The sequence below is a fragment of the Shouchella rhizosphaerae genome (assembly GCF_036700015.1).
Lineage (GTDB): Bacteria > Bacillota > Bacilli > Bacillales > Bacillaceae_D > Shouchella > Shouchella rhizosphaerae.
Genome location: NZ_CP144921.1, coordinates 2,338,839 through 2,361,573 on the forward strand (window position 1 = coordinate 2,338,839; position 22,735 = coordinate 2,361,573).

Consider the following 22,735-nt stretch of genomic DNA (forward strand, 5'->3'; position numbering starts at 1 on the left):
TATCATGAAACAGACGAACAATAGCACAAAGTTAGGAAACGAACCGATCGGAAAATTGCTTCGAGATCTATCGGTTCCAGCCATGATCGGTATGTTTGTCATGGCGTTTTACAATGTCGTCGACGTTCTCTTTATTTCCTATGGTGTTGGCATTGAAGCGGTGGCGGGTCTAACGATTGCTTTCCCCGTCATGATGATCATGATGGCGGTCTCGGCAGCTGTGGGAATTGGCGGCGCGTCTGTCATTTCTAGAAGGCTAGGAGAAAACAGGCACGAAGACGCCAATCGCGTGTTCGGTACAGTGCTTGCGCTCATTGTAGTCATGAGCGTCGCCGGTTTAATCACGGCGCTATTTTTTCTGGATGATTTGCTTGTCTTATTCGGCGCCACTCCGGATATTTTGCCGTATTCCTATGACTACATGTTCCCGATCATGCTAGGTACGGTATTCTTTGCTTTTACATTTGCAACAAATAATATTATTCGTTCGGAAGGAAACGCTCGGTTTGCGATGGTGACGATGGTCATTCCGGCCATTCTGAATATCATTCTCGACCCCATTTTCATTTTTGCTCTCGATATGGGCGTTAAAGGGGCAGGCGTCGCCACGGTTGTTGCCCAAGGAGCGGTGAGCTTCTTTATTTTGCGGTATTACGTTAAAGGTGAAAGTTCGTTGCGCCTCAGTTGGACAAGCGTGTCTCTGCGGTTTTCTGTCGTAAAGGAAATTTTGTCTGTCGGCTTTCCTGCATTTGTCCAACAAGCATCAGGGAGTTTGATGATGATCGCCATCAACGCGATGCTCATTCAACATGGAAGCGATATGCACGTCGGTGTATTTGGCATCATCCAGCGGATTATGATGTTTACGGTGATGCCGATGATTGGCGTTATGCAAGGAATGATGCCGATTGTCGGTTACAATTATGGAGCCAAACAATTTGCGCGAATGCGTGAGACCATTTGGCTGACATTAAAAGTCGTGGTCGCCTGTTCGATTGGCGTTGTCTTTATTATGATGGCTTTCCCAGCTCTTTCGATGCGAATTTTCACGACAGACCCTCTTGCGATTGAGACAGGCACAACAGCGATGAGAATCATGTTCGCTGGTTTCTTTCTTGCTGGCGTACAAGTGGTCGCCGGCGGTTTGTACCAAGCTCTTGGCAAACCAATCCCTGCCTTGATTTTATCACTGTCACGGCAAATCATTTTCCTCATTCCCCTTGTGTTGTTGCTGCCTCAATATATGGGCATCACCGGCGTGTTCTTAGCATTTCCTATTGCCGATTTGCTATCGTTTATCCTTGCGACATTTTTGCTGTACCGAGACCGCGATACCATTTTAGTAAAAGGCAAACAAGAACAGCAAGGAGTTTAAAGTAAACAAGCATGGTCCGGCACTTTTCGGATCATGCTTGTTTTTAAAACCAACATGGCGACCATTATGAAAAATTGCGTTTTGCGTATGAGAGTGAGGAGGAAAATCGCGGATATACAAGGAATTTTCAATACCAATACGGGGGAAATTTTAAAAAAACTGACCGCATCTTCTAAGGTGGAGATGGGATTACGAAGAGGAATGGAATGAGATTGAAGAAGATGAGAGCATGATTTTTTATGGGGCAAAAGAAATGGCGCAAAATGAATTGTTGTAATAGGATATAAAGTTTCTACAAAACAAGCCCCTCAGGTCATAGAATTTGTGTACGATGTAAGCTGCGTAAACAAACAGGTTAAAGGATGTGAGATTCATTTAGAAGAGGAAAAACAGTTTGCCCTTGAGTGGGTGAAATCAATTCGATTTTCCGGAACTCGTAGCGAGGGCGACGAGGCGGTAGCGAATGATTCTTTGAAAGGTGGTCTAAATAAAAGGATGGACATGTCTGCTATCCCATTTAATTTAGGTTTTTATTTTGATGAAAATTTGCGAGAAGTTCCTCTGTCAAAAGCTGAAATGATGAAAGGTATCGAATTTCTAAAAAAACAAATACCAATATTCCAGAACGATAAAAACGAAGTAGCAAAAATCTATGGATTAATGGGCGTTTATTTGCGGATTGTTAAAGAATTGGAAGAAAGTAAAAAATATTTAAGGTTAGCGATTCAAACATATGAAAGCACAAGTAATGACAATAGCTTGTTTGTTAATAAACTACGTTTGGCCCACACATATCAATGGCAGAAAGACTTTTATACGTCTAATCAAATGTTTAAGAAACTGATGGAAGAAGCCGAAATATGTGATGAACGTCGGGGTATACTAGATTTTGTTTATCAACATTATGCCAAAAATTTGTTTGACCAAGAAAATTACGATCTTGCTATAAGTTATTTTCACAAAGCCTTAAATTTAAGAATTCAGAAGGGGCAAAAAGACTTAATAGAATCAACCGAATACGCCATTCATATTTGCAAGGGAAAATTGTGACTCACACTCGCCAAAAACACAACAAATAGACATACCGTGCAATGAGAATGAGGCATCTCATTACGTTTCCTATCGATTATATAGAGTGTTGATTTTTTGGGAGATGCGTCAATTGAATAGCGATTGAACTTTTAAAGCAACTTCACTGGGTCTAACATCAATCAATGATAAACTTTCTATATCTACCCACATTGGCAAGTACGTTCCGCTATCTCTATTTTTGTCCAGGTATTCTTCCCCTTGTCCAGTTCCTAAAGTTCCAGAAATAATTTCAGACAGAAAAAAATATTGAGTTCCGTTGAATTCAATTTTGGAAATACACTCATTAATTTTTACGTCGACTCCTAACTCCTCCAATGCTTCTCTTTTGGCACCGACTTCTGGTGTTTCCCCTGGGTCTATTCCACCACCAGGGAAAACATAATACATAGCATCATCTCTAATTCTTGAATTAAAACGACTTTCTCATCTTTTATTATGACCACCGAACTTCTATCTCTCATAGACAATTCCCCCTGTTATTCATCATTCGGAAAATTCCGGTGAAAAAAGTTTAACACAGGTGATTTCCATTGAAACATCCAGCTAGTTCAAACCTCACAAGTCTTATATCAGTGTCATTATTTTCATATTTATGTTAAAAATGATGAAAAAACGGGTAGTGAGTCCTAAGGAGTCGAGCAGAATGGACAAAAGCAAGACATTGCTGGTAGTTGTCATTGCCATCATGGCAGGAGGATGTGGCCAAATGGGTAGCTCACCAGAAGAAGAACCAGAAAAAACACCAGCAGAAATGGACCCGGCAGACTTGCCGCAAATTGATGCGTTTCAAAATGAGTATTCCCGAGAAATGATGGTGTCGACAGAGCCAGTGGCGGATGGGTATTATTTAATGCGCTCAAAAATTGGCGCCTTTACGATATGGTTTCCAGAAGAGGCCGTGTTTATGGACAATGCGTCTGGTATTGATGGAGATCATTATGAAAAAATTAGTTTTGCTTATGAAAGTGAAGAGGAAAACCGGGGATATGTAGTTGGTTTTCAGTATAACTATGGAGGAAACGCAAAAAAACCAGAACGGCTTTTGGATAACTTAAGGGGACGATGGGATTATGAGGAGGAGTGGATAGAAGTTGAGGATGAACACGGTCTTACATACTATGGGTCTACAATAGAAGATTTTAAAGGCTATCAAAATTACGTTTTTATGGGGTACAAAGTGTCATTCCAGGAAGCTCCTCAAGCAATGGAGTTTCTATATGTCGTTTCATGTTTAGATAAAGAAGCAGAAAGTTGCGAAATAGATTTTTCAAAAGAAGAAGCATATATACTCCAGTGGGTAAAGTCGATTCAGTTTTCAGGTACTCGTGGCGATGGAGGCGAGACGGATGGCGAATGACGAACTATTAATAAAAGACAACCAACAAGAGAGCAGAGTCTAGAAGCATTTCCCCTTTTCTAAGTGCTTTCAAGTAACAACTCTAGGTCTAACCTCACAAGTCTTATGTCAGTGTCGTTATTTTCATATTTATGCTAAAAATGATAAAAAAGCGGTAGTGAGGCCTAAGGAGTCGAGCAGAATGAACAAAAGCAAGACATTGCTGGCAGTTGTCATTGCCATGATGTTAGGAGGTTGTGGCCAAATGGGTAGCTCACCAGAAGAAGAACCAGAAAAAACACCAGCAGAAATGGACCCAGCAGACTTGCCGCAAATTGATGCGTTTCAAAGCGAACATTCGCGAGAAATGATGGTATCGACAGAGCCGGTAGCTGACGGGTATTATTTAATGCGCTCAAAAATCGGTGCCTTTACAATTTGGTTTCCGGAAGAGGCTGTGTTTATGTATAATGCTTCCGGCGTTGACGGAGATCATTATGAAAAATTGCGTTTTGCTTATGAAAGTGAAGAAGAGAATCGGGGGTTTTTGGTTGACTTCCAATATAATTATGGAGGGAATGCCAAAAAACCAGAACGGCTTTTAGATAACTTAAGAGGGCGTTGGGATTATGAAGAAGAATGGAGAGAAATGGAAGATGAACATGGCCTTACATACTATGGGTATACGATAGAAGATCTTGAGGGTTATCAAAGCTATATTTTCATGGGCTACAAAGTATCTTCCCAAGAAGCGCCTCAAGCAATGGAGTTTCTTTATATTTCTTCCTGTGTTGATGAAGAGGCCGAAAGTTGTCAAATGGATCTAGCAGAGGAAGAAGCTTATATACTCCAGTGGGTAAAGTCGATTCAGTTTTCAGGAACTCGTGGCGATGGAGGCGAGACGGATGGCGAATGACGAACTATTAATAAAAGACGAAGTATGGCTTCGTATTACTCAGTTGGAATACAAAATGAAACAGGGTATGTCTAAAGAGGAATTTGAAAAAGAAGTGCGGCGAATTTACATTGAAGAAATGGGAGAAGCGCTTCCAGCAGACATGAAAGTTTACACTTCAAATGAAAGCAACGATTTGGAATCAGATTATGATGGGACAGCAATTTATTTTGAAAACGAAGAGAAAAGCATCAATCAGCTTTACGTAATATCACAAGGCTCTAATGATCCCGGGGATTGGCTATACAATGCGATTGGGCTGTTCCAAGGAAAAGACGCGTCGCAGGCAATCGATGCTGATACTTTTGTCGATGAAGCGAAAAAGGCGTTTAATGTGGGCGATGCAGAGGTATTGACAGTCGGTTTAGGCCACTCGCTCGCGAATAACAATAATTTAACCGCTCAAGTGTTAAATGAAAGCTTTGACAAGGTTTATGGGGTTAATGGTGCACAAATCAATGTGTATCAACTTTATACTGCAGATGCAGTATTTGCAGGAAAAGTTAATAATAAATTCGGTCTTACTCGATCAACTCCAAACGCCATCTACACCCTCCCTCCTGATAAACTCGAACAGTTCGCCGTCGAGTACATAGAAGAAAAAATCGACACCAGTTCTATCCATCAGCTCCGTTCGAGCAATGACCCCCTTTATGCGTTGATGGAAAATACGAGAGGGTTTGTGACTGTTCCAGTAGAAGCGAAAGAGGGGATTGTAACGAACAAAAATTATGCAGGACTGTCGCCGCTTCTTGCCAATCTGCCAGATGAGGAAATCGCCAAGTGGCAAGCGATTTTTATGCCAGCCGCTGATGCGTATATGGATAATGGAGTAGATGGTGCCCTCGACGTGTTGGAAGAAATGACGGGTCTCAAGCGGACGGTGTTTGATGATTTTAACGAGTTGCAGGCTGATCTTCAACAATTGCTGGAAGCGGACACGATTGATTTGTCAGAGTATCCTGTCTTTATGCGGGGAGAGATGGCCCGTTCCCATGCGCTAGGGCAAGTAGGGGCGAAAATTCCACAGGCCTTTGATTTGTTAAGCAAGGGACTGACAGAGTTTTACCATATTAAGCAATTCCAGCGGAACGTAGGGCCGATCGTGGAGACGGTTCAAGGCTTAAATGATTCGGCTGAAGAGGTGTTCGGGTATTTGGTTGAGGCAGGCTATATTGATGAGGCTTCGAAAGACATCATTGTTAAGGAATTGAATGGGTTGACGGAATCGCTGGAAGTCCTTCATGATTATAAGCATCTTGAAGACGTATATAAAGAATCACCGTATTTAATTCGGGATGGAGGAAGTGGACTGTTAGGAAGTGACGTGGCTTTTTTGCTGCTGTTAATCGAACATGGTGAAAAGTTGTATGGCCATTGGCAGGCTTTAGAAAAGGAATTGCAAGAAGTTATGGATGAAATCGGCCATAGCCACAGCATCCATGAATTGTTGAACGCGCTGAATGCAGAAAACGGTGTCTCGTACTACAACAACCAAATGATAGTGAGCACACAACACGGAGGCGAGGAAATCCGTGTTAATTTAAGTGCCACTGTCGAAGCGTATTACAACGGCCTATCCATTGTTGAGCAGCAACAGGAAAAAGTGCAAGCGTTTGTGCGCCTGTATGAGCATGAGGTCGTAGAGGATGTCGAAAACCAAAAAAAGGCGCTTGTCCAAGCGTTTGATGATATGGAAAGCAACCCTAAGGCCTATCAGCACTTGTTAAATAAAAGCCATGCGCCAGCAGGCAGCCGCATAGAGCGAATTGTCGTCCATGACCAAATTGGCGGAATCACATTGCCTGAAGGGCCAGTGTGGGAAGCAGCTTTGGTGGAGCAATTGGAAAAGCAGCGCACCTTCCTTGAAAAGATGCGTGAAGGGATCGAAGATATTTTTGATGAAGAACATAACGTTGCCGCGATTTTTACACTTTCGGGGTAATAGGAAGGAGGACGAGTGATGATTCCTGATGATACAGGAGCGGTTGTGATTACACACCAATTTAAAGAACCGCCAAGCTATGTGTGGAAGCGACTTCAGCTTGAACTGTCGCTTAAGCAGCTTTATGTGGTTCAAGCTGCTTTGGGCCAATCGCTGCGAGCCAGCTTAGGCGCAAGCAGCGGCGCGTTTATTGACGCCCTTGAGGAGAAGGAAAAAGAATTGACAAGAGATATGGCGATGCGGATTGAACTTGTTTCTTCTGAAGCAAGACAAGCGACAGAATTAGCTGAGAACTACTTGGAGAATATCTCGAAGCAACGTGTCTCCCTTCATTATAGGCGTATGCTTCATGAATAAAAGACATTGATTGAAAACACGCTGATTGTGCTCAGGGTGTTTTTTTGTATAGGTGAAAATGTAATTGACTGAAATGTCTATTTGTCTTACAATTAATTTATCAAAAATTTGCTAGGGGGATCAGGAATGAGGGTATCGGTTACGACAACAACGTGTGATTTATCAGATGGCGACTTAAAGCAAATGACACAATTGGGCGTGGATTGTATTGATTTTGGCAGTGGTTCAAGCTTCCCTGGAGTAAAGGAGCAAGGCTATCCTGATTTGGATGCGTTGCTCCGGCTGAAACGGCGAATTCGTTCCTTTGGGCTCGACATTAACCGGGTTACGCTTCCTGATTTATCAGCCGCTTTTATGGCAGGAGCTGAAGAAAGTGAGAAGGAAGTCGATCATTCGGTGGCGGCCATCAACGTATTTGCTGAAGCAGGAATACCGATTGTACGCCAGCGGTTTGCTGGAGATACGTTTAATCATTTGACTCAAAGTTACAAAGCAAGGCAACGGGGCGGGGCTTTGGCGAGAGGTGAAAGCCTTGTTTTTAGCCAAACGCCTTATGAAGCGCCGACTTTAGAAGCCCATGAGCAATGGTGGGAGCGCTTTCTTTATGCGTATGGAAAACTAGTCCCGGCGGTGGAAGAGGCAGGCATTAAGTTGGGAATGCATCCGTCTGATTCGCCGCTGCAAGGAACGCCTTTTGGCGGCCTTGGCTACAGGCGGATTATGGATGAATTCCCGAGCAAGCAAGTTGGTTACATCTATTGTATGGGAACGCGTGCAGAAGAGGGAGGCAGTTCCCTTGTTGTCGATGAAATCAATCATTACGGCCGAAAAGGGCGCTTGTTTTTGATTCATTTCCGCAATGTGCGCGGGGCTTTGCCAACAGCGGGTGCTTTTGAGGAAGCACTCCTCGATGATGGCGATATGAACATGTTTAAACTGCTGCTCGAATTAAAAAAAGTCGGCTATGATGGATGCCTCAATCCTGATCATGTCCCCGTTTTAGAAGGAGACAGCCCAGATTTAAATGCCAATTGGGCCCACTCTAATATTGGGTGGAGTTATGGAAGCATTGGTTTTGCCTATTCAATTGGCTACATAAAAGCATTGCTTAATGCCTTGAATGAAGTGACAGGGACAAAATGGTAAACGGAAATAAAGGGGCTATCCCACAAGGTCAGTTACTTGACCTTATGGGATAGCCCTTTTTAGTTCGTTTGTGTTTCTAGACGTTCAATCAAGCGCTCGTAGGAATGACTCACATCATCCATATATCGTGTCGCTTCTTCAGGGGCCATATAAGTCGGGATGGTGTAATACGATTCAGCTTGTTCCTGGTAGGCTTCATTGTTTTCTACGACTTCTTTTAGCGCTTCAGAAAAGCGGGCGACAATCGCATCGGGCGTTTCTTTCGGAAAAGCAAAGAAGAAAAATTTCTCAAACTCTACATCAATGCCTTGCTCTAAAAAAGTAGGCGTGTTGTCATATAGGGGATGTTGTTCTGATGACAGGACGCCGACTGAGGCGAAATCGCCGTTTTCAATATAATCGGCTGTTACCCCGTAGGCAATCGGGACAATGTCAACTTGGTTGCCTAAAAGGGCTACGAGTTTGTCAGACGCGCCACCGACATCAATTGGCTTTAAGTCCGCTCCTGTCGCTTCCTCAAACGCCATCATCTGCAAATGTGTATAGCCACCGACCTCCGTTGCAAACGAAAGTTCACCAGGCTGTTCGATGGCGGCTTGCGCTAATTCGTTTGCTGTTTGGTAAGGGGCATCCCCATGAACAATAAACGTGTCGCCGTGATCCATTAGGGCAATGCCGGCAATCTTAAAATCATTGTGGTTAAAAGTTGATAAGCCATATAGCTTGTTGATGAGCAAGTTGTTGTGGAAAAACAAGACTTTATAGCCGTCTGGATCGGCTTCGAGCACTTCCCTGGAGCCCATGCTTCCTCCAGCTCCGGCAATATTTGTGACAACAAACAATGTATCCATTTCTTCACCTAAATAACGGCCAAGAAGCCGTGCTCCTAAATCGGTGTCCCCGCCGGCTCCAGTCGGGACAATGATTTCAATCGGGCGGTTCGGGTAGGCGTCAATCTGGCTGGCAGAGGGTACTTTCTTTTCTGAACCAAATGTCGGCGCATGAAAGCCAACCGTTGTACAGCCTGAGAACAACAGAGCAGAAGCCAAAAGAACAGGATAAAGCGTATGTGTTTTCACGGGTCATTCCTCCTTTATTAAACAGTGGCTGAACGCTTTCGATTTTTGTAGATTGCCATTAAAAACGAACCAGCGGCAAGCAATAGAAAGGCAGCGGCAATTGGTGACGTGACAAATGGAAGAAAGTCGCCATTGGAATGCATCAGTCCACGCCGCAAATTGGTTTCTAAAATCGGGCCGAGAATAAAACCGAGCACAATCGGCATAACCGGAAATTTTAATTTGGCGAAGATGTAACCAATGACACCACAAAGCACAAGAACGAGCGCATCAAATAGCCGGTTGTTTACACCGAATGCGCCAATGACGCAAAGGACGACAATGATGGGCAACAGCACATGCCGCGGCACATGAAGAACACGGATAAAGAAACGCATTCCGATAATAAGCAAAAGGGCCATGAAGGCATTAGCCAAAAGGAGAGCAGCGAAAATTCCGTACATTACTTCACCATTTTGCTCAAACAAAAGCGGGCCAGGGTTTAAGCCGTGGAGCATTAACCCGCCGACTAAAAGTGCCGTTACGCCGTCGCCAGGAATACCGATCGATAAAAGCGGCACGAGTGCCCCGCCAATGGCCGCATTATTGGAAGATTCAGCGGCGACAACGCCGGCAGGATTCCCTTTTCCAAACGTTTCAGGATGCTTTGACTGATTTTTAGCAGTTACGTAGGAGATGATGTTAGCCGCCGATCCGCCAAGCCCTGGCAAAATGCCGACGATGACGCCAATAGCGGTAGAGCGAAGCCAATTCCATTTTTGCTTGAAAAAATAACTGAAGCTTAAACCAAGGTCTTTTAAACGGTAAGCGGTTTGGATACTTTTCGTTTCAATTTGCTTTCGATCAGACGATGTTTTTAAAATTTCCGTTATCGCAAATAAGCCAATTAGCACTGGTAGGACGTTGAAGCCAGCCTCAAGTTCAGGTAGGCCAAATGTGAAACGTGGATAAGAGTCAATCGGAGCAAATCCGACTGTAGCCAGGCTTATGCCGAGCATACCTGCAATGAGGCCTTTCAACATGGAACCGTCTGAAAGGGATGTAATCATCGTCAGCGCAAAAACAGTAATGGCAAAATACTCAAAAGGCGAAAGCTGAATCGCTACACTGGCTAAGACAGGAGAAATAAAGATCAACACCAATAGGCTAAGCAAACCGGCTAAAAACGAAAATACAATCGTTAACGCAAAGGCTCGGCCAGCTTCCCCTTTTTGTGCCATCGGATAACCATCAAATGTCGAGGCAATGCTTGCAGGAGTCCCGGGGATGTTTAGGAGGACAGAGGGGATGAAGCCCCCGGAGACGCCGCCAATATATAGGCCCATTAACAAGGACAAACCATTAATGGGTGTCATCCCAAATGTAATCGGCAAACAAATCGCGATCGCCATTACAGCCGTTAAACCGGGAATGGCGCCAAACACAAGGCCTAGAGCAACACCGATAAATACAATCACAATCGTTTCTATGTTAAGGATGCTGAGAAAGCCAGTTTCAATCAGTTCAAGCATAGACACGCCCCCTTCATTAGTTAGCCGAATAGGCCAATTGGCAACATTAAGTTAAAGCCTACCCGAAAGACGTAATACAGCAGTAAAGAGACTGCGAACGATATCGGCAAAACAAACATAAAAAAGCGCTTTTTATGTTGACTTGTCATCATCATCGATTGCCCGGCCATGTACAATGTCGATGCCAAAATAAAGCCAAGCACCGGCAGTGCTACAACGTAGCCAATCAGCAACAGGCTTGTTGCTAGAACCGTTGTCTTTTCGTTGCTTGTTTTTTGCTGCGGCTGGTTGTTGTCTACGTCTGGGGCGTCAACGGCAGATGCTGTTTCCCTAACTGGCTCTGTTTGTTTTTTAAGCCCGCTGAGCAAAAGAACCGTACTAAGCAGAAAAATGCCAGCAGCCATCAACATTGGCAAAAAGCGTGAGCCAACGCCAATCGATAAAATCGTCAAAGTCTCCATTCGCAAGGAGGCGACAAACATAAGCACCGCTAAACATTGTAGAGCAATGCTGGCGTAAACATCGGAATGGTAACGTTTGAGCAATCTAATTCCCTCCTTCGTTGTAAGCGATTACATATAGAATTGCAGGAAAGACCTCCTGCATGGCCTGTTATGCTTTTACAAAAATCGTTTTGGTCGCTGTAAAAAACTCTTTCGCTGCTTCCCCCTGTTCGCGGGAATGGGAGCTGGATTGTTTCATCCCGCCAAATGGGGCTTGCAGTTCAACTCCTGCGCTTTCGGCATTGACCCGAATGAGACCAGCGTCCATATCCTCAATAAAGGCAAGCATATTGGCAATATCTTTTGTGAAAATTGAAGCACTTAACCCGTATGGCACATCATTGGCCAAACGAAGCGCTTCTTCGATGCCGTCCACTTCAAATAAAGCCAGGACAGGGCCGAAAATTTCTTCTTGGGCGATGGAGGAATGGTGATCTCGGCATTCAAAAATCGTCGGCTCGATAAAGGAACCTTTTTCTTGATCGATGGCATGCCCGCCAGTTAATAGCGTCGCCTTTTCACTCAGGCCTTTTTCTATGTAGGCAAGGCAATTGGCTAGCTGATTTTGGGAAGCGAGTGGTCCCATCCACGTTTTTGCATCAAGGCTGTCACCTACTACGATTTCTTTTGTCTTTTCTAATAGCAATTTCTTAAAAGTGGAGTAAACAGCACGGTCGACAAACGCTCTGCTTGTCGCTGTGCACTTTTGGCCAGTTGATTTAAACGCTCCGCTTAATGTCGCGTCTACTGCTTGCTCAATGTTAGCATCGGCGGCCACAATGACAGGGTTCTTGCCCCCCATTTCAAGCTGGTACTTCGCCCCCCTGGCAAGGGCTGTTTGGCCAATTTTCTTGCCAGTTGTGTTCGAACCAGTAAATGTGATCGCGTTCACCCTATGATGTTCAACAAGGCTTTGGCCAACTTTTGCCCCTGAGCCTGTAATGAAATTTAAGACGCCAGGGGGCAACCCGGCCGCTTCAAAGCATGCAACCACTTTTGCGCATGTAACTGCCGTTTCTGAAGCAGGCTTGAGGACGACTGTATTGCCGTAAATGATAGCAGGCGCCGTTTTCCAAAGAGGAATCGCAATCGGAAAATTCCATGGCGTAATGACCGCTACGACGCCAAGGGGTACACGGGTTGTATACATAAGCGCCTTTGCATCGCTTGCAGGAATGACATCGCCATTTTTGCGCAGCCCTTCTCCTGCATAATAACGGAGAATTGCAATGCCGCGCAGCGTTTCGCCTTTTGTTTCGGCCAATGTTTTGCCCATTTCCCGTGCCGCAGTCTTGGCAATTTCATCAAGCCGTTCTTCCATAATGTCTGCGGTTTTATAAAGGAAAGCCCCCCGCTCTGCGCCGCTTAACTTGCGCCACGGCTTCGCTGCTTCTTGAGCTGCTTGCACCGCCTGTTCTACATCGGCTTCGGTCGAATCCTGATACGTGCCGACTGTATCGTTTAGATTGCCAGGATTAATGCTCTTGGCTGTTTGACCGTCCACAGCAGGCACCCATTGGCCGTAAATAAAATTGTGTGCATCCATAAATAAGACTCCTTTCCTTATCGGCTATAGCGAAATATGATTGCGTGGGTACTTTTTGTGAGCGTTTTCTAAAATCTGCGCCAGCTGCTTGTAATGGCTTTTTTCGACAGGCACAAGCGGGGCACGGACATGCTCTTGAACAGGCAAGCCAACGATCTCCATTCCGGCTTTAATTAAAGAAACCGCATAGCCTTTTTTCTGGCGGCGAATCACATTAATTGGCAGAAGGACATCCTTGTAAAGGGTGCGAACAGCCTCATGATCGCCGCGTTTTAAAGCTTCAAAAAAGCATCTGGAAATGTGTGGAATGTAATTAGATATCGCCGATGAATACGAGTGGAAGCCAATGGGCCAATAAGCAGGCATCGTTAATTCTGCCATCGGCATGCCGTTTAGCCATAGCAACCGCTCGCCAAATCGCTGAGTGAATTCAATGTTTTGCTCCATATTGCCGATGCCATCTTTTAATCCGACTAACTGTGGGTAGACGAGCAGCGATTCAAGTGTATCCCCTTCTAATACAGCGTTATCACGCTGGTAAACAATCGCATGAAGGGAAGTTGATTCAATAATTGCTGACAAATAAGCGCGTAGACCGTTTTGTTCGCCGTTAATCAAGTAGGGGGGCAGGATTAAATAACCGTCGGCGCCTTTTTCTTCTGAAAGCCGTGCGAAGGAAAGGGCGTCTTGGATGTTTCCGCCAACTCCAGTATAGAGGGGAACGCGTTTTTGGGTCGCATCTACAGCAACATCCAATATTGCCCCATACTCGGCTTTGCTAATGGCATGGAATTCCCCCGCCCCGCAGGCGACAAAGATCGCTTCCAAGCCTTCTTCAATTAAAAACGTAATATTTCGGTGGAGTGCATGCTCATCAAGCGCCCCATTTTTATCAAAGGGCGAAACAGGGAAGCCGAGAATGCCAGTCAGCTTATTGGTTTGCATCGAACCGATCAACTCCTTATGGTAATTTGTTTTATTGTAAGACAAATTAAATAGTTAGTCAATTTTAAATTTGGAAACCACAAAAAAACGTGCCCAAATAAGGCACGTTTCAGATCGTAGACAAAACGCCTTTGAGAAAATAATTCTCAAAGGCGTTTTTTTGATGATAAAGAGATGGGTGGATATTGGAGACTTTGGAGTTGGAGGAAGATTCCTCCTCCAACTCCAGGTGGCTAATTTTTTCAAGTTCATCGCACCAAAAACAAACATCGCCTGCATTGCATTTTTTTCCAACCCTTTCAGGTTGGTCCAACGCAGACCATGCTTCTGTTTCAGATCGGCAAAGACACGCTCAATCGTTTCTTTCCGCTTGGCGTAGATGTCTCGGTTCCGTTCAGTATGCCTCAGATGTTCTGCTTCATCCAAGGCATCCTGCCAAATATGGCGAAGGACGAGCTTTTGGTGATTCCGATTCTTTGTGCACTGGGTGAGCAGTGGGCACGACTCACAAATCCGAGGGTCGGAGATATATTCACGATATCCCTCTCGATTCGTTGTTCGGTAAGAAAGCACCTGGTTTTGGGGACAAAGAAAACAATCGTAGTATTCATCATAGACAAACTCGTTTTTCCGGATATAGCCTTTAGGGGTCATCGGGCGTTTATATGGCATGACGGGATGAACGCCTTCTTCTTGAAGTTTTTTGGCAATGGCAGGCGTTTTATACCCCGCATCCACCGCGACAACCTTTGGTTGGCACACTTTCGTTTTCAATTGATCAAACAGTTCGTGGAAAACCTGACTATCGTGGACATTCGCCGGTTTTACGATCGTTCCTAAAACAAATCCATTGGCATCGCAAGCCGTATGGAAATTGTAGGCAAACATCTTTTCCCGCTCGCTTTTGACGTAATAACCGCTCTCAGGATCGGTGGTACTTTCCTTGACCTCCCTCGACGGGTCTTTTTGCGAGGGAGGTAAGGGCTTTTTTCCGTTTTTCACCCGTTCCCCATTGATTTCTTCTTCTAGTTGAGTTTGATAGGCACGCGTCTCGGTGCGTACGACCTTTTTGCGATGCTTTCGTTTATTGGCGTTGGCTTTAATGGAAGTCGAGTCGATAAAAGCCACCTCTGGACTCACAAATCCTTTGTCCATAGCTTGTTTCAGAATCCGATAAAAGAGTTGTTCAAACACATCACTGTCCCGGAAACGACGAACGTAGTTCTTCCCAAACGTAGAAAAGTGGGGGATCTTATCCTCAAAGCCAAATCCTAAAAACCAACGGTAGGCCACGTTGGTTTCGATTTCTTTAATCGTTTGGCGCATCGAACGAATGCCAAAGATGTATTGAATGAAAACCATTTTGATCAACACCACGGGATCAACACTCGGCCGGCCCCTGTCTTTTGAGTAAAGGTCTTCGACAAGGTCATAAATGAAATCAAAGTCAATCGCCGCATCAAGCTTCCGGACGAGATGATCCTCTGGCACCAGCTTTTCAATCCAGACCATTTCCATTTGCATTCGCTTATCTTCCAACTGTTTGGACAACATTCTTCCTCACCCTGTACCTTTTTTTCTCTCTTTTATTGTACAAAAAAGCCTGTCGACTGTCTCGGTAAAACCGAGACTTTGTCGACAGGCTGAAACGTGCCCAAATAAGGCACGTTTGAGGTTGTCGACAAAGTCGATAACTGCACTCATCTGATAGAAAACTTGTTAGAGGAGGCAGCCAAGAGAAGATACGAATAGAGCGGGAGTTCATAAGCGTTACTGGTTCGGCTCAAGGACTTTGTTGCGAACAAACATTAAGTGCTCATGCATTGCCCGAAAGGCAGCTTGGCCGTCGCGATTGGCAAGAGCATCGTAAATAGCTTGATGGTGCGCTACCGTCTTATCCCGTTCCCTATGTTTAATTTGCACATTTACTTTTGCGTGGGTCAGCAAAAGCGAATCGACCATTCCTTGCAAAATCGGATTGTCTACACTTTGGGCAATAATGCGGTGAAACAGCAAGTCATGCTCGCCATAATCATCGTCCACACTTTCTTTAATCGCCTGAATCGTCGTTTGCAACCGCTCCAAGTCGTGTGCTGATATTTTTTCAGCGGCAAAAACGACAAGCCCTAACTCTAGCGAAGTGCGGGCTTCAATAATCGCTTCAATATTGTCGTTCACAAGGGAAAGCATGGTCGAAAACGGTTTGCTGCTAATTTTTTCTGTGAAATAGGTTCCGTCCCGTGTTTTCCGCTTCACAATTCCCAATGATTCAAGGGAACTCATTGCTTCGCGCAGCACTGGGCGGCTGACACCAAGCATCGAAATCAATTCCATTTCTGGAGGCAATTTGTCTCCCGGCTTCAACTTGTTTGTAATCAACAAGTTGACAATTTTTTCCTCCACCTGTTGCGCCAATGTTTGCCGGCTGACACGGCTTCCAATCAAATCAAGTTTATTTTCAGGCATTGTTGTCCCACCATTCTGCCAAAAGCATTCTTTATCTTATGTTTTAATTGTAATACAAATAGGTGGAATTGCAAAATTAGAGCGGAAAAAAGGTAAGCTATCCTATTTAGCCATCGATCGGATTACGCAAGTTTAAGCCTCTCTTTCTGGGTGTAGGTTTATCTGCTTGTTGATTTTCATTCAATGGAAATGATATAATAACAATCATCCAAACATCCTATGTTTGATAACTGCGTGACAGGAGGATCGATACATGCTTCAGAAAACAAACCGGCAAACGCTGGTAGAGCAAGTGGCACTACAAATGGAAAATATGATTGAATCCGGTAAGTGGAGTGTTGGCATGCGCATCCCGGCCGAGCCGGAGTTGATGGCCGAGTTGAATGTGAGCCGTAATACTTTAAGAGAAGCGATTCGGGCGTTGATCCATGCGGGACTCTTGAAAACGAAACAAGGGGATGGGACTTACGTTTGCTCTTCAAGTGCATTGGGAGTCGTGTTGAAAAAACGTGTTTTGCGCTCCGATACGTTGCAAACTTTAGAAGTCCGGTATGCGCTCGAACGTGAGGGAGCTCATCTAGCTGCCCAACGGAGAACCGATGATGAGGCGCGGGAACTTCTGCTTCAGTTGGAACGTTGCGAAAAAGCGGCGGAATCGGGTAATATTGATCGCTTTGTAACAGCGGATATTCGTCTACATCAACGGATCATTCACGCGTCTCACAATGAAATATTGATTGAATTATACAGCCACATTGCCGAAGCGTTGCATGATTCGATTACAAGCATAACTCGTTATGAAGTCGATGCCGACTTCGTGGAAATGCATCGGCAACTAGTCGAAGCGATTGTTGCTCAGGACGGTGATCGTGCTGTGGCAGCCGTTCATCGCTATATCTTAGAATCAAAGGAGATTATTGCCGGCAAAGAGGGGGAGCGGCCATGAGCGTACAAAGTGGTACAAAGCCAGCTATGTTGAAACGTTCGCTCTCATTGAGTTGGCCGCTCATCATAGGCATCATCCTTATTTCACTAACGATGCGGTCGCCACTAACGTCAGTAGGCCCATTGGTAGGATCGATTCGCGAATCTCTCGGGTTATCGAACACTGTCGCAGGCCTGCTGACGACATTGCCATTGCTTGCTTTCGCGTTTCTTTCCCCGTTCACGCCTACGTTGGCGCGCCGTTTCGGGATGGAACGGGTCTTGTTTTGTGCATTGGTTCTCCTCATGGCGGGAATCGCTGTCCGCTCGCTGAGTGCAACTATTCCTTTGTTTGCAGGCACTGTTTTACTTGGCCTTTCGATCGCGGTCTGCAACGTGCTCATTCCGAGTCTAGTTAAACGGGATTTTTCTGATAATGTCGGACTAATGACCGGGATATACGCAGTGTCGATGAATTTATGCGGTGCGATAGCATCTGGCATTAGTGTTCCACTCGCCCGTAATCTCGGTTTCGGCTGGAATGGCGCACTTGGAGTCTGGGGCATACTTGCTTTGATCGCCGCACTATTCTGGTTCCCTAGAGTCCGTGGGAGTCACACATCAGCCGTAGTCCCAACGCCTGGTGGAGTGGTAAGGCGAAGCCTGTGGCGTTCACCACTGGCGTGGACAATTACACTTTTTATGGGAATGCAGTCTCTCCTTTTCTATGTTTTGATCACTTGGCTGCCTGAAATAATGACAAGCAGGGGTTTGAGTGAAGATAGCGCTGGTTGGATGCTATCGCTTTTTCAAATGGCTACGCTTCCTGTATCCTTTATCGTGCCAATTCTTGCAGGACGCATGAGGAACCAACGTTTACTGGTTATCATAATGGCTGTCTTGTTTTTTGTTTCATTAGGCGGTTTTTATTTCGGCGATCATGCACTTATTTTTTTATGGACGATTTTACTCGGAATTGCTGGAGGATGTGCGTTTAGTTTAGCTATGATCTTTTTAAGCTTGCGGACGAAAGATGCCTACGATGCGGCTTCTTTATCCGGTATGTCCCAATCTGTTGGCTATTTGTTGGCGGCAACAGGACCGATCTTGTTCGGTTTCCTTCATGATGTCACAGCAGGTTGGAATCTGCCACTATTGTTGTTGTTTGTCGTTAGCGCTGTGCTGCTCCTATGCGGCCTAGGTGCGTCAAAAAATCACACTGTATAAAGCTCTTACTAGAAGAGCCCATTATTAGTTAAAATAAATGCTTAATTAGACTAAGTTAAATAAATGAGTGCAATAAAGAGTCTCTTATATAGTTTGAGGGCTAAAGTGGAATAAAGTAGGGTTTCATATTCGGACAAGCTTCTACAAGTTCCACTTTTGTTCTCGCTCTCTGCCTGATAAATTTATGTACTTATATGATTGAATTTTCTATTAAATAGCTGAAGGACGTTATCGGAGTAGCGCTTGGCTTTGTACTTTCTCCGTTAACACGGTGGCAACATAAGAATTTATGACAAACGGAGGGTGTCAAAGAAAGAGAGCATGTCATTTGTAATATCTTTATATGAGTCAATTTTGATATACTTCAGTCAAGATATCTCCAATAAAGGAGTGGTAAAGTGACATTTGATCAACTTTACGTAGAAGCGAAAGCGGTTATACAACCTCGGAAATTATCTGACGTCGTTGAAGTCGGCGGTGTCGGAGCGGCAATTGAAACTGCGGGCGGCAACATTTATACAGGTGTTTGTATTGATACTGCCTGTTCCATGGGTTTTTGTGCGGAACATGCGGCAGCGGCGACGATGATTACGGCTGGAGAAAGCCATATTAAGAAAATGGTTGCTGTTGATTGGGATGGTGGTGTTTTACCCCCTTGTGGAAGGTGCCGGGAATTTATTAGCCAAATCAATGATGCTAATGGCGAGACTCAGGTTATGGTATCAGAAGACCAAATCGTTTCGCTGCAAGAACTATTGCCTTACAGCTGGAGGGAGAAAAAGTGATTGCTTACAAAGCGATCAATGCCGGCGAGGCGAGGGATAGCGCATTTGGCTTAAGTTTTGTAATCGTAAAAAAGGAAGCAACCTTTTTGGTAGGAGGAAGGTTGCTTCCTTTTGTTTATATAGGTAATCACGCTCATGTTTCAGATCAGGCGTTTATCACCACGTAAACGAGTCTAATTCTGCCTCTGTTAACCGGTAGCGTGTCTTTTAGCTGCTTCAATTTCCCTTCTGGCTATAAGCTTTGCTCTTACCGGATGATAAAAAGCTGGTTTTTGCTAATTAAATATCATATGATATATAACAACTGATATATATAATAGGAGCGTCAATATGCCACCTAAAAAGAAATTTTCAACGGAACAAATCATTGAAGCGGCGTGGAGCATTGCGAAAGAGGAAGGGATCGACAGCATAACGATTCGAAAAGTGGCGAACCAGCTTGGAAGTTCGATTGCGCCGATTTACGTGAATTTTTCAGATGTAGAGGAGCTTAAACAAGCAGTGGTAAAGAAAGTTAGCCAATTCGGGCAACAGATGATTCATGAGCAAAATACAGGGAGTCCATTCGGTGATATCGGAGCTGCGAGCCTGCAGTTTGCCCAGGAGTATCCAGCGTTGGTCAGAGATTTAGTTATGAAGCCAAATGATTACTTGCAAAATTATGACCAGGATATGGGAACAGAGCTTGTAAATCATATGAAAACCGATCCGGAGCTGGCAGGTTTTGATGAAAAGGAACTGAGAATGATTTTACTCAAGATGAGGGCTTTTCAAACAGGATTAACAATGATGGTTGTCAATCGGCAACTGCCACCTGAGTTTGACTTAAAGAGCATGAGAGAGCTTTTGGATAGCGTTGCCGGAGAGATTGTAATCGCTGCTAAGATACGTAAACAAGAGGGTTCATCTGACTGATTGTTACAGACTAGGCAAACGAAGGGGAGGAAACGAAATGAAACAAGGAGCGGTTCGATCGGAAATCGAGCAAAGGCTAGCAACGAAAGTGAACGCCGATCCGAAATTGCATAACGTCTACTTGTTAGTACATTCAGAACGACTCGGCATTCACTGGCCGATGGCAGCAGGACGCACAGACAATATCGAGGCGAATACAGATCAGCTCTTTCATACGGCAAGTGTGGGAAAAACATTCACTTCAGCGATCGTTGCGAAGTTAGTTGAAAACGGTCTGGCCAAGTTTGAAGATCCAATTGCCAATTATTTGCCTCGAAACCTAGTGGAAGGGCTACACATTTATAAAGAAAAAGAGTATTCGTCTGATATTCAGATTAAACATTTATTAAGCAATACATCAGGACTGCCCGATTTTTTCGAAGATAAGCCTAAACGCCACAAACCATTTCTACAGGAAATACTGGCTGAGCCGTCCCGTTTCTGGACACCTGAAGAAACGGTTCAGTGGTCGAAAGAACATCTATTACCGCATTTTCCACCGGGGCAAGGTTTCCACTATACAGACACAGGCTACAATTTACTCGGGCTGATTATTGAGTCGATTACGTCAAAGTCATATGAGGACGTATTGCATGAGTACATTTTTAAGCCATTGAAGATGAAACACTCATATTTATCGCAGTTTTCCGAGCCGGCAGCAAAAAGCGACTATCCAGTTGCCCATCTTTATCTTGACGATCTTAAAGTAAATGTGGAGCAATACCGCAGTTTTAGTAGTTTTTATTCTGGTGGTCAGACAGTGTGCACATTAGAAGATCTCTTGCTTTTTATGAAAGCATTTGTTAACAATCAACTGTTAACAGAAGAGAGCATGCGCCTCATGCAAAACTGGGGAAAGATGCGGTTAGGATTGAAATACGGATATGGTCTTATGAAACTGCAATTTCTCCCGTTCACAGGAAAATACACAGTATGGGGGCATCTCGGCGCTAGCGGTTCTTTTATGCTCTATTTGCCAGCGATGGATGTCTATCTTACAGGGAGTTTTAATCAGACGACGTACCAATCAAAAAGTATGAATTATTTGTTTATAAACGTCCTACGTAAATTAGCGAAGATCACTGATTGAGCTGCTTTGACGAACGATATTGCCTGCCTTTTTTGGTGCGTTCGTTTGCTGCGAGCATTTAGAAATCTGGCAGACGTCCGGTATACAAAGCAAACGAGTGTTGAAAAATCGATGATTGCTTAGGCACAAAACTTCTTTATAATAAACATATCTTGTTTGCCATTATAGGGAGCTGTATATATCAATGCAAAGTGATTTAAAATCAGATTGCTTAAACTGTTTTGGGTTGTGCTGTGTGTCCCTGCCTTACATGAAATCGAATGACTTCCCTTATGATAAAGACAGTGGAGAGCCGTGCCGCCACTTATGTTCCGATCATCGCTGTTCGATTCACGAGTCACTACGAGACAAAGGATTTCGTGGCTGTGTGAGTTACGAATGTTTTGGGGCAGGGCAAAAGGTATCACAAGTTGTCTATAAGGGTAAGGACTGGCGTGAAGATAATCGAATGGCCGAGGAAATGTTTTCTGTATTTCCAGTTGTTCAACAGCTCCACGAGATGCTTTTCTATTTAAAACAAGCGATCGAGTTAGAAGAAGCCAAAGACTTCAAACTAGAAATTCAGGCTTTGTATGATTTAACTTATACATTAACAATTAAAGCACCGGAAGAAATATTGGCGTTAGATGTTGAAGCACATAGAAATAAAATAAATCCTATGTTCATAGAAGTTAGTGACATATACCGGTCACAATATCGGAAGAAGGGGAAAGGCAGCGGGACAAAAAAGAAACGGGTAGATTATATAGGCGCAAACTTCGCCAACGTCGATATGAAAGGGCATGATTTAAGAGGGACGTTTCTCATTGCTGCCAACTTGACCAATAGTGACTTACGAAGAGCGGACTTTATTGGCGCAGACTTGCGAGATGCCGACTTAAGCGGGGCAAACTTGGCTGGAGCACTCTTCTTAACACAGTCACAGATTCAATCGGCTAAAGGGGATAAAACAACGGTATTGCCTGATTATGTGGAGAGGCCCCAACACTGGGGAAGTTAACAAGTGTTTTTAATAGAGGGAACAACCTCGCTATGAGTTTGTTTGCTCTATTTTTTTATGCCTGTTTTTTCCGTTTATATGGCTAAATTTCCATCATTTCCGCAGTCTGCGGAAAAAAATTAGGTGTAGTTGTAAGCGGATTCATTTTAAGATGAATGTGAAAGATGCGAAGTTAAGGGGGAATGCACGATGAACGTGTTGTTGGCGTGTTCAGCAGGAATGTCTACGAGCTTGCTTGTAGCAAAAATGAAGGAAGCTGCAGCCGAATTAGGGGTAGAAGCGGAAATTTGGGCGGTTGCCCAAGATAAGGCATTGGTAGAAATCGAAAAAGCGGACGTGCTGTTAGTAGGACCGCAAATGCGCTTTATGAAAAAGAAATACGAGGCAAAAGGCAAGGAAGTTGGTGTTCCTGTTGAGATTATTGATGCGGTTGCGTATGGGCGTGTCGACGGCATGGCTGTGATGAAGCGGGCACTAGAACTAGCTGATAAGTAAAAAA

At 44.4% G+C, this 22,735-nt stretch carries 23 protein-coding genes; 15 read left to right on the top strand and 8 right to left on the bottom strand.

The features are described from left to right. Window positions 1–4: 4 nt before the first annotated feature. Window positions 5–1,375, top strand: coding sequence for an MATE family efflux transporter (locus V5G21_RS11630; protein WP_338464757.1), 1,371 nt, complete (start codon window positions 5–7; stop codon window positions 1,373–1,375). 324 nt (window positions 1,376–1,699) lie between these two features. Further along, on the top strand, window positions 1,700–2,425 hold the full coding sequence (locus V5G21_RS11635; RefSeq protein WP_235360734.1) for a tetratricopeptide repeat protein: 726 nt from the start codon (window positions 1,700–1,702) through the stop codon (window positions 2,423–2,425). Window positions 2,426–2,533: 108 nt separating this feature from the next. Here the strand turns inward: V5G21_RS11635 and V5G21_RS11640 are convergent, their stop codons facing one another. Beyond that, the gene (locus V5G21_RS11640; protein WP_338464759.1) at window positions 2,534–2,854 is read right to left on the bottom strand and encodes an NUDIX hydrolase; all 321 of its coding nucleotides are present in this window, start codon (window positions 2,852–2,854) and stop codon (window positions 2,534–2,536) included. A gap of 256 nt (window positions 2,855–3,110) precedes the next feature. Here V5G21_RS11640 and V5G21_RS11645 point away from each other — a divergent pair, with 256 nt between their 5' ends. The 5 genes from V5G21_RS11645 to V5G21_RS11665 all read left to right on the top strand — a co-directional run bounded on the left by V5G21_RS11645 (window position 3,111) and on the right by V5G21_RS11665 (window position 8,206). Then, window positions 3,111–3,824 (top strand): hypothetical protein, encoded by a 714-nt coding sequence (locus tag V5G21_RS11645; RefSeq protein ID WP_063608188.1) that lies wholly within the window; start codon window positions 3,111–3,113, stop codon window positions 3,822–3,824. A gap of 181 nt (window positions 3,825–4,005) precedes the next feature. Next, on the top strand, window positions 4,006–4,719 hold the full coding sequence (locus V5G21_RS11650) for a hypothetical protein (RefSeq protein WP_063608189.1): 714 nt from the start codon (window positions 4,006–4,008) through the stop codon (window positions 4,717–4,719). Next, complete coding sequence (locus tag V5G21_RS11655) at window positions 4,709–6,703, top strand: DUF6792 domain-containing protein (protein WP_338464762.1); 1,995 nt, start codon at window positions 4,709–4,711, stop codon at window positions 6,701–6,703. The genes V5G21_RS11650 and V5G21_RS11655 overlap by 11 nt, the downstream gene beginning before the upstream one ends. Before the next feature lie 18 nt (window positions 6,704–6,721). Next, complete coding sequence (locus V5G21_RS11660; RefSeq protein ID WP_011245324.1) at window positions 6,722–7,060, top strand: hypothetical protein; 339 nt, start codon at window positions 6,722–6,724, stop codon at window positions 7,058–7,060. A gap of 126 nt (window positions 7,061–7,186) precedes the next feature. Continuing rightward, window positions 7,187–8,206 (top strand): mannonate dehydratase, encoded by a 1,020-nt coding sequence (locus tag V5G21_RS11665; RefSeq protein WP_035205362.1) that lies wholly within the window; start codon window positions 7,187–7,189, stop codon window positions 8,204–8,206. A gap of 59 nt (window positions 8,207–8,265) precedes the next feature. Here V5G21_RS11665 and V5G21_RS11670 read toward each other — a convergent pair whose 3' ends face one another. The 7 genes from V5G21_RS11670 to V5G21_RS11700 all read right to left on the bottom strand — a co-directional run bounded on the left by V5G21_RS11670 (window position 8,266) and on the right by V5G21_RS11700 (window position 16,256). Continuing rightward, window positions 8,266–9,285: a tripartite tricarboxylate transporter substrate binding protein gene (locus V5G21_RS11670; protein WP_338464764.1), complete on the bottom strand. Its 1,020-nt coding sequence runs from the start codon at window positions 9,283–9,285 to the stop codon at window positions 8,266–8,268. A 17-nt stretch (window positions 9,286–9,302) separates the two neighbouring features. Next, window positions 9,303–10,796, bottom strand: a complete 1,494-nt coding sequence (locus V5G21_RS11675; RefSeq protein WP_035205358.1) for a tripartite tricarboxylate transporter permease — start codon at window positions 10,794–10,796, stop codon at window positions 9,303–9,305. Window positions 10,797–10,816: 20 nt separating this feature from the next. Then, window positions 10,817–11,341, bottom strand: a complete 525-nt coding sequence (locus V5G21_RS11680) for a tripartite tricarboxylate transporter TctB family protein (RefSeq protein WP_063608193.1) — start codon at window positions 11,339–11,341, stop codon at window positions 10,817–10,819. Between the two features lie 67 nt (window positions 11,342–11,408). Then, complete coding sequence (gene gucD, locus V5G21_RS11685) at window positions 11,409–12,845, bottom strand: alpha-ketoglutaric semialdehyde dehydrogenase GucD (protein ID WP_035205355.1); 1,437 nt, start codon at window positions 12,843–12,845, stop codon at window positions 11,409–11,411. A gap of 24 nt (window positions 12,846–12,869) precedes the next feature. Beyond that, window positions 12,870–13,790, bottom strand: a complete 921-nt coding sequence (gene kdgD, locus V5G21_RS11690; RefSeq protein WP_338464768.1) for a 5-dehydro-4-deoxyglucarate dehydratase — start codon at window positions 13,788–13,790, stop codon at window positions 12,870–12,872. 54 nt (window positions 13,791–13,844) lie between these two features. Further along, entirely contained in the window at window positions 13,845–15,344 is a 1,500-nt protein-coding gene (locus V5G21_RS11695; protein WP_338464769.1) for an IS1182-like element ISBcl1 family transposase, read from the bottom strand. Window positions 15,345–15,560: 216 nt separating this feature from the next. Further along, window positions 15,561–16,256, bottom strand: coding sequence for a FadR/GntR family transcriptional regulator (locus V5G21_RS11700; protein ID WP_011245331.1), 696 nt, complete (start codon window positions 16,254–16,256; stop codon window positions 15,561–15,563). A 253-nt stretch (window positions 16,257–16,509) separates the two neighbouring features. Here V5G21_RS11700 and V5G21_RS11705 point away from each other — a divergent pair, with 253 nt between their 5' ends. The 8 genes from V5G21_RS11705 to V5G21_RS11740 all read left to right on the top strand — a co-directional run bounded on the left by V5G21_RS11705 (window position 16,510) and on the right by V5G21_RS11740 (window position 22,731). After that, the gene (locus V5G21_RS11705; RefSeq protein ID WP_095236821.1) at window positions 16,510–17,202 is read left to right on the top strand and encodes a FadR/GntR family transcriptional regulator; all 693 of its coding nucleotides are present in this window, start codon (window positions 16,510–16,512) and stop codon (window positions 17,200–17,202) included. After that, window positions 17,199–18,407 carry an MFS transporter gene (locus V5G21_RS11710; RefSeq protein WP_338464772.1) on the top strand — a complete coding sequence of 403 codons (1,209 nt, stop codon included), beginning with the start codon at window positions 17,199–17,201 and terminating at the stop codon, window positions 18,405–18,407. The genes V5G21_RS11705 and V5G21_RS11710 overlap by 4 nt, the downstream gene beginning before the upstream one ends. A gap of 398 nt (window positions 18,408–18,805) precedes the next feature. After that, window positions 18,806–19,192 carry a cytidine deaminase family protein gene (locus V5G21_RS11715; RefSeq protein WP_304527716.1) on the top strand — a complete coding sequence of 129 codons (387 nt, stop codon included), beginning with the start codon at window positions 18,806–18,808 and terminating at the stop codon, window positions 19,190–19,192. Beyond that, on the top strand, window positions 19,189–19,359 hold the full coding sequence (locus V5G21_RS11720) for a hypothetical protein (protein WP_304527715.1): 171 nt from the start codon (window positions 19,189–19,191) through the stop codon (window positions 19,357–19,359). The genes V5G21_RS11715 and V5G21_RS11720 overlap by 4 nt, the downstream gene beginning before the upstream one ends. 163 nt (window positions 19,360–19,522) lie before the next feature. After that, window positions 19,523–20,107 (top strand): TetR/AcrR family transcriptional regulator, encoded by a 585-nt coding sequence (locus tag V5G21_RS11725; protein ID WP_304527714.1) that lies wholly within the window; start codon window positions 19,523–19,525, stop codon window positions 20,105–20,107. A gap of 37 nt (window positions 20,108–20,144) precedes the next feature. After that, a complete protein-coding gene (locus V5G21_RS11730) occupies window positions 20,145–21,236 on the top strand; it encodes a serine hydrolase domain-containing protein (protein WP_338464774.1) in 1,092 nt (363 codons plus the stop codon). Window positions 21,237–21,420: 184 nt separating this feature from the next. Beyond that, the gene (locus V5G21_RS11735) at window positions 21,421–22,236 is read left to right on the top strand and encodes a pentapeptide repeat-containing protein (protein WP_338464775.1); all 816 of its coding nucleotides are present in this window, start codon (window positions 21,421–21,423) and stop codon (window positions 22,234–22,236) included. Between the two features lie 189 nt (window positions 22,237–22,425). Further along, window positions 22,426–22,731 (top strand): PTS sugar transporter subunit IIB, encoded by a 306-nt coding sequence (locus V5G21_RS11740; protein WP_011245340.1) that lies wholly within the window; start codon window positions 22,426–22,428, stop codon window positions 22,729–22,731. Window positions 22,732–22,735 lie beyond the last annotated feature (4 nt).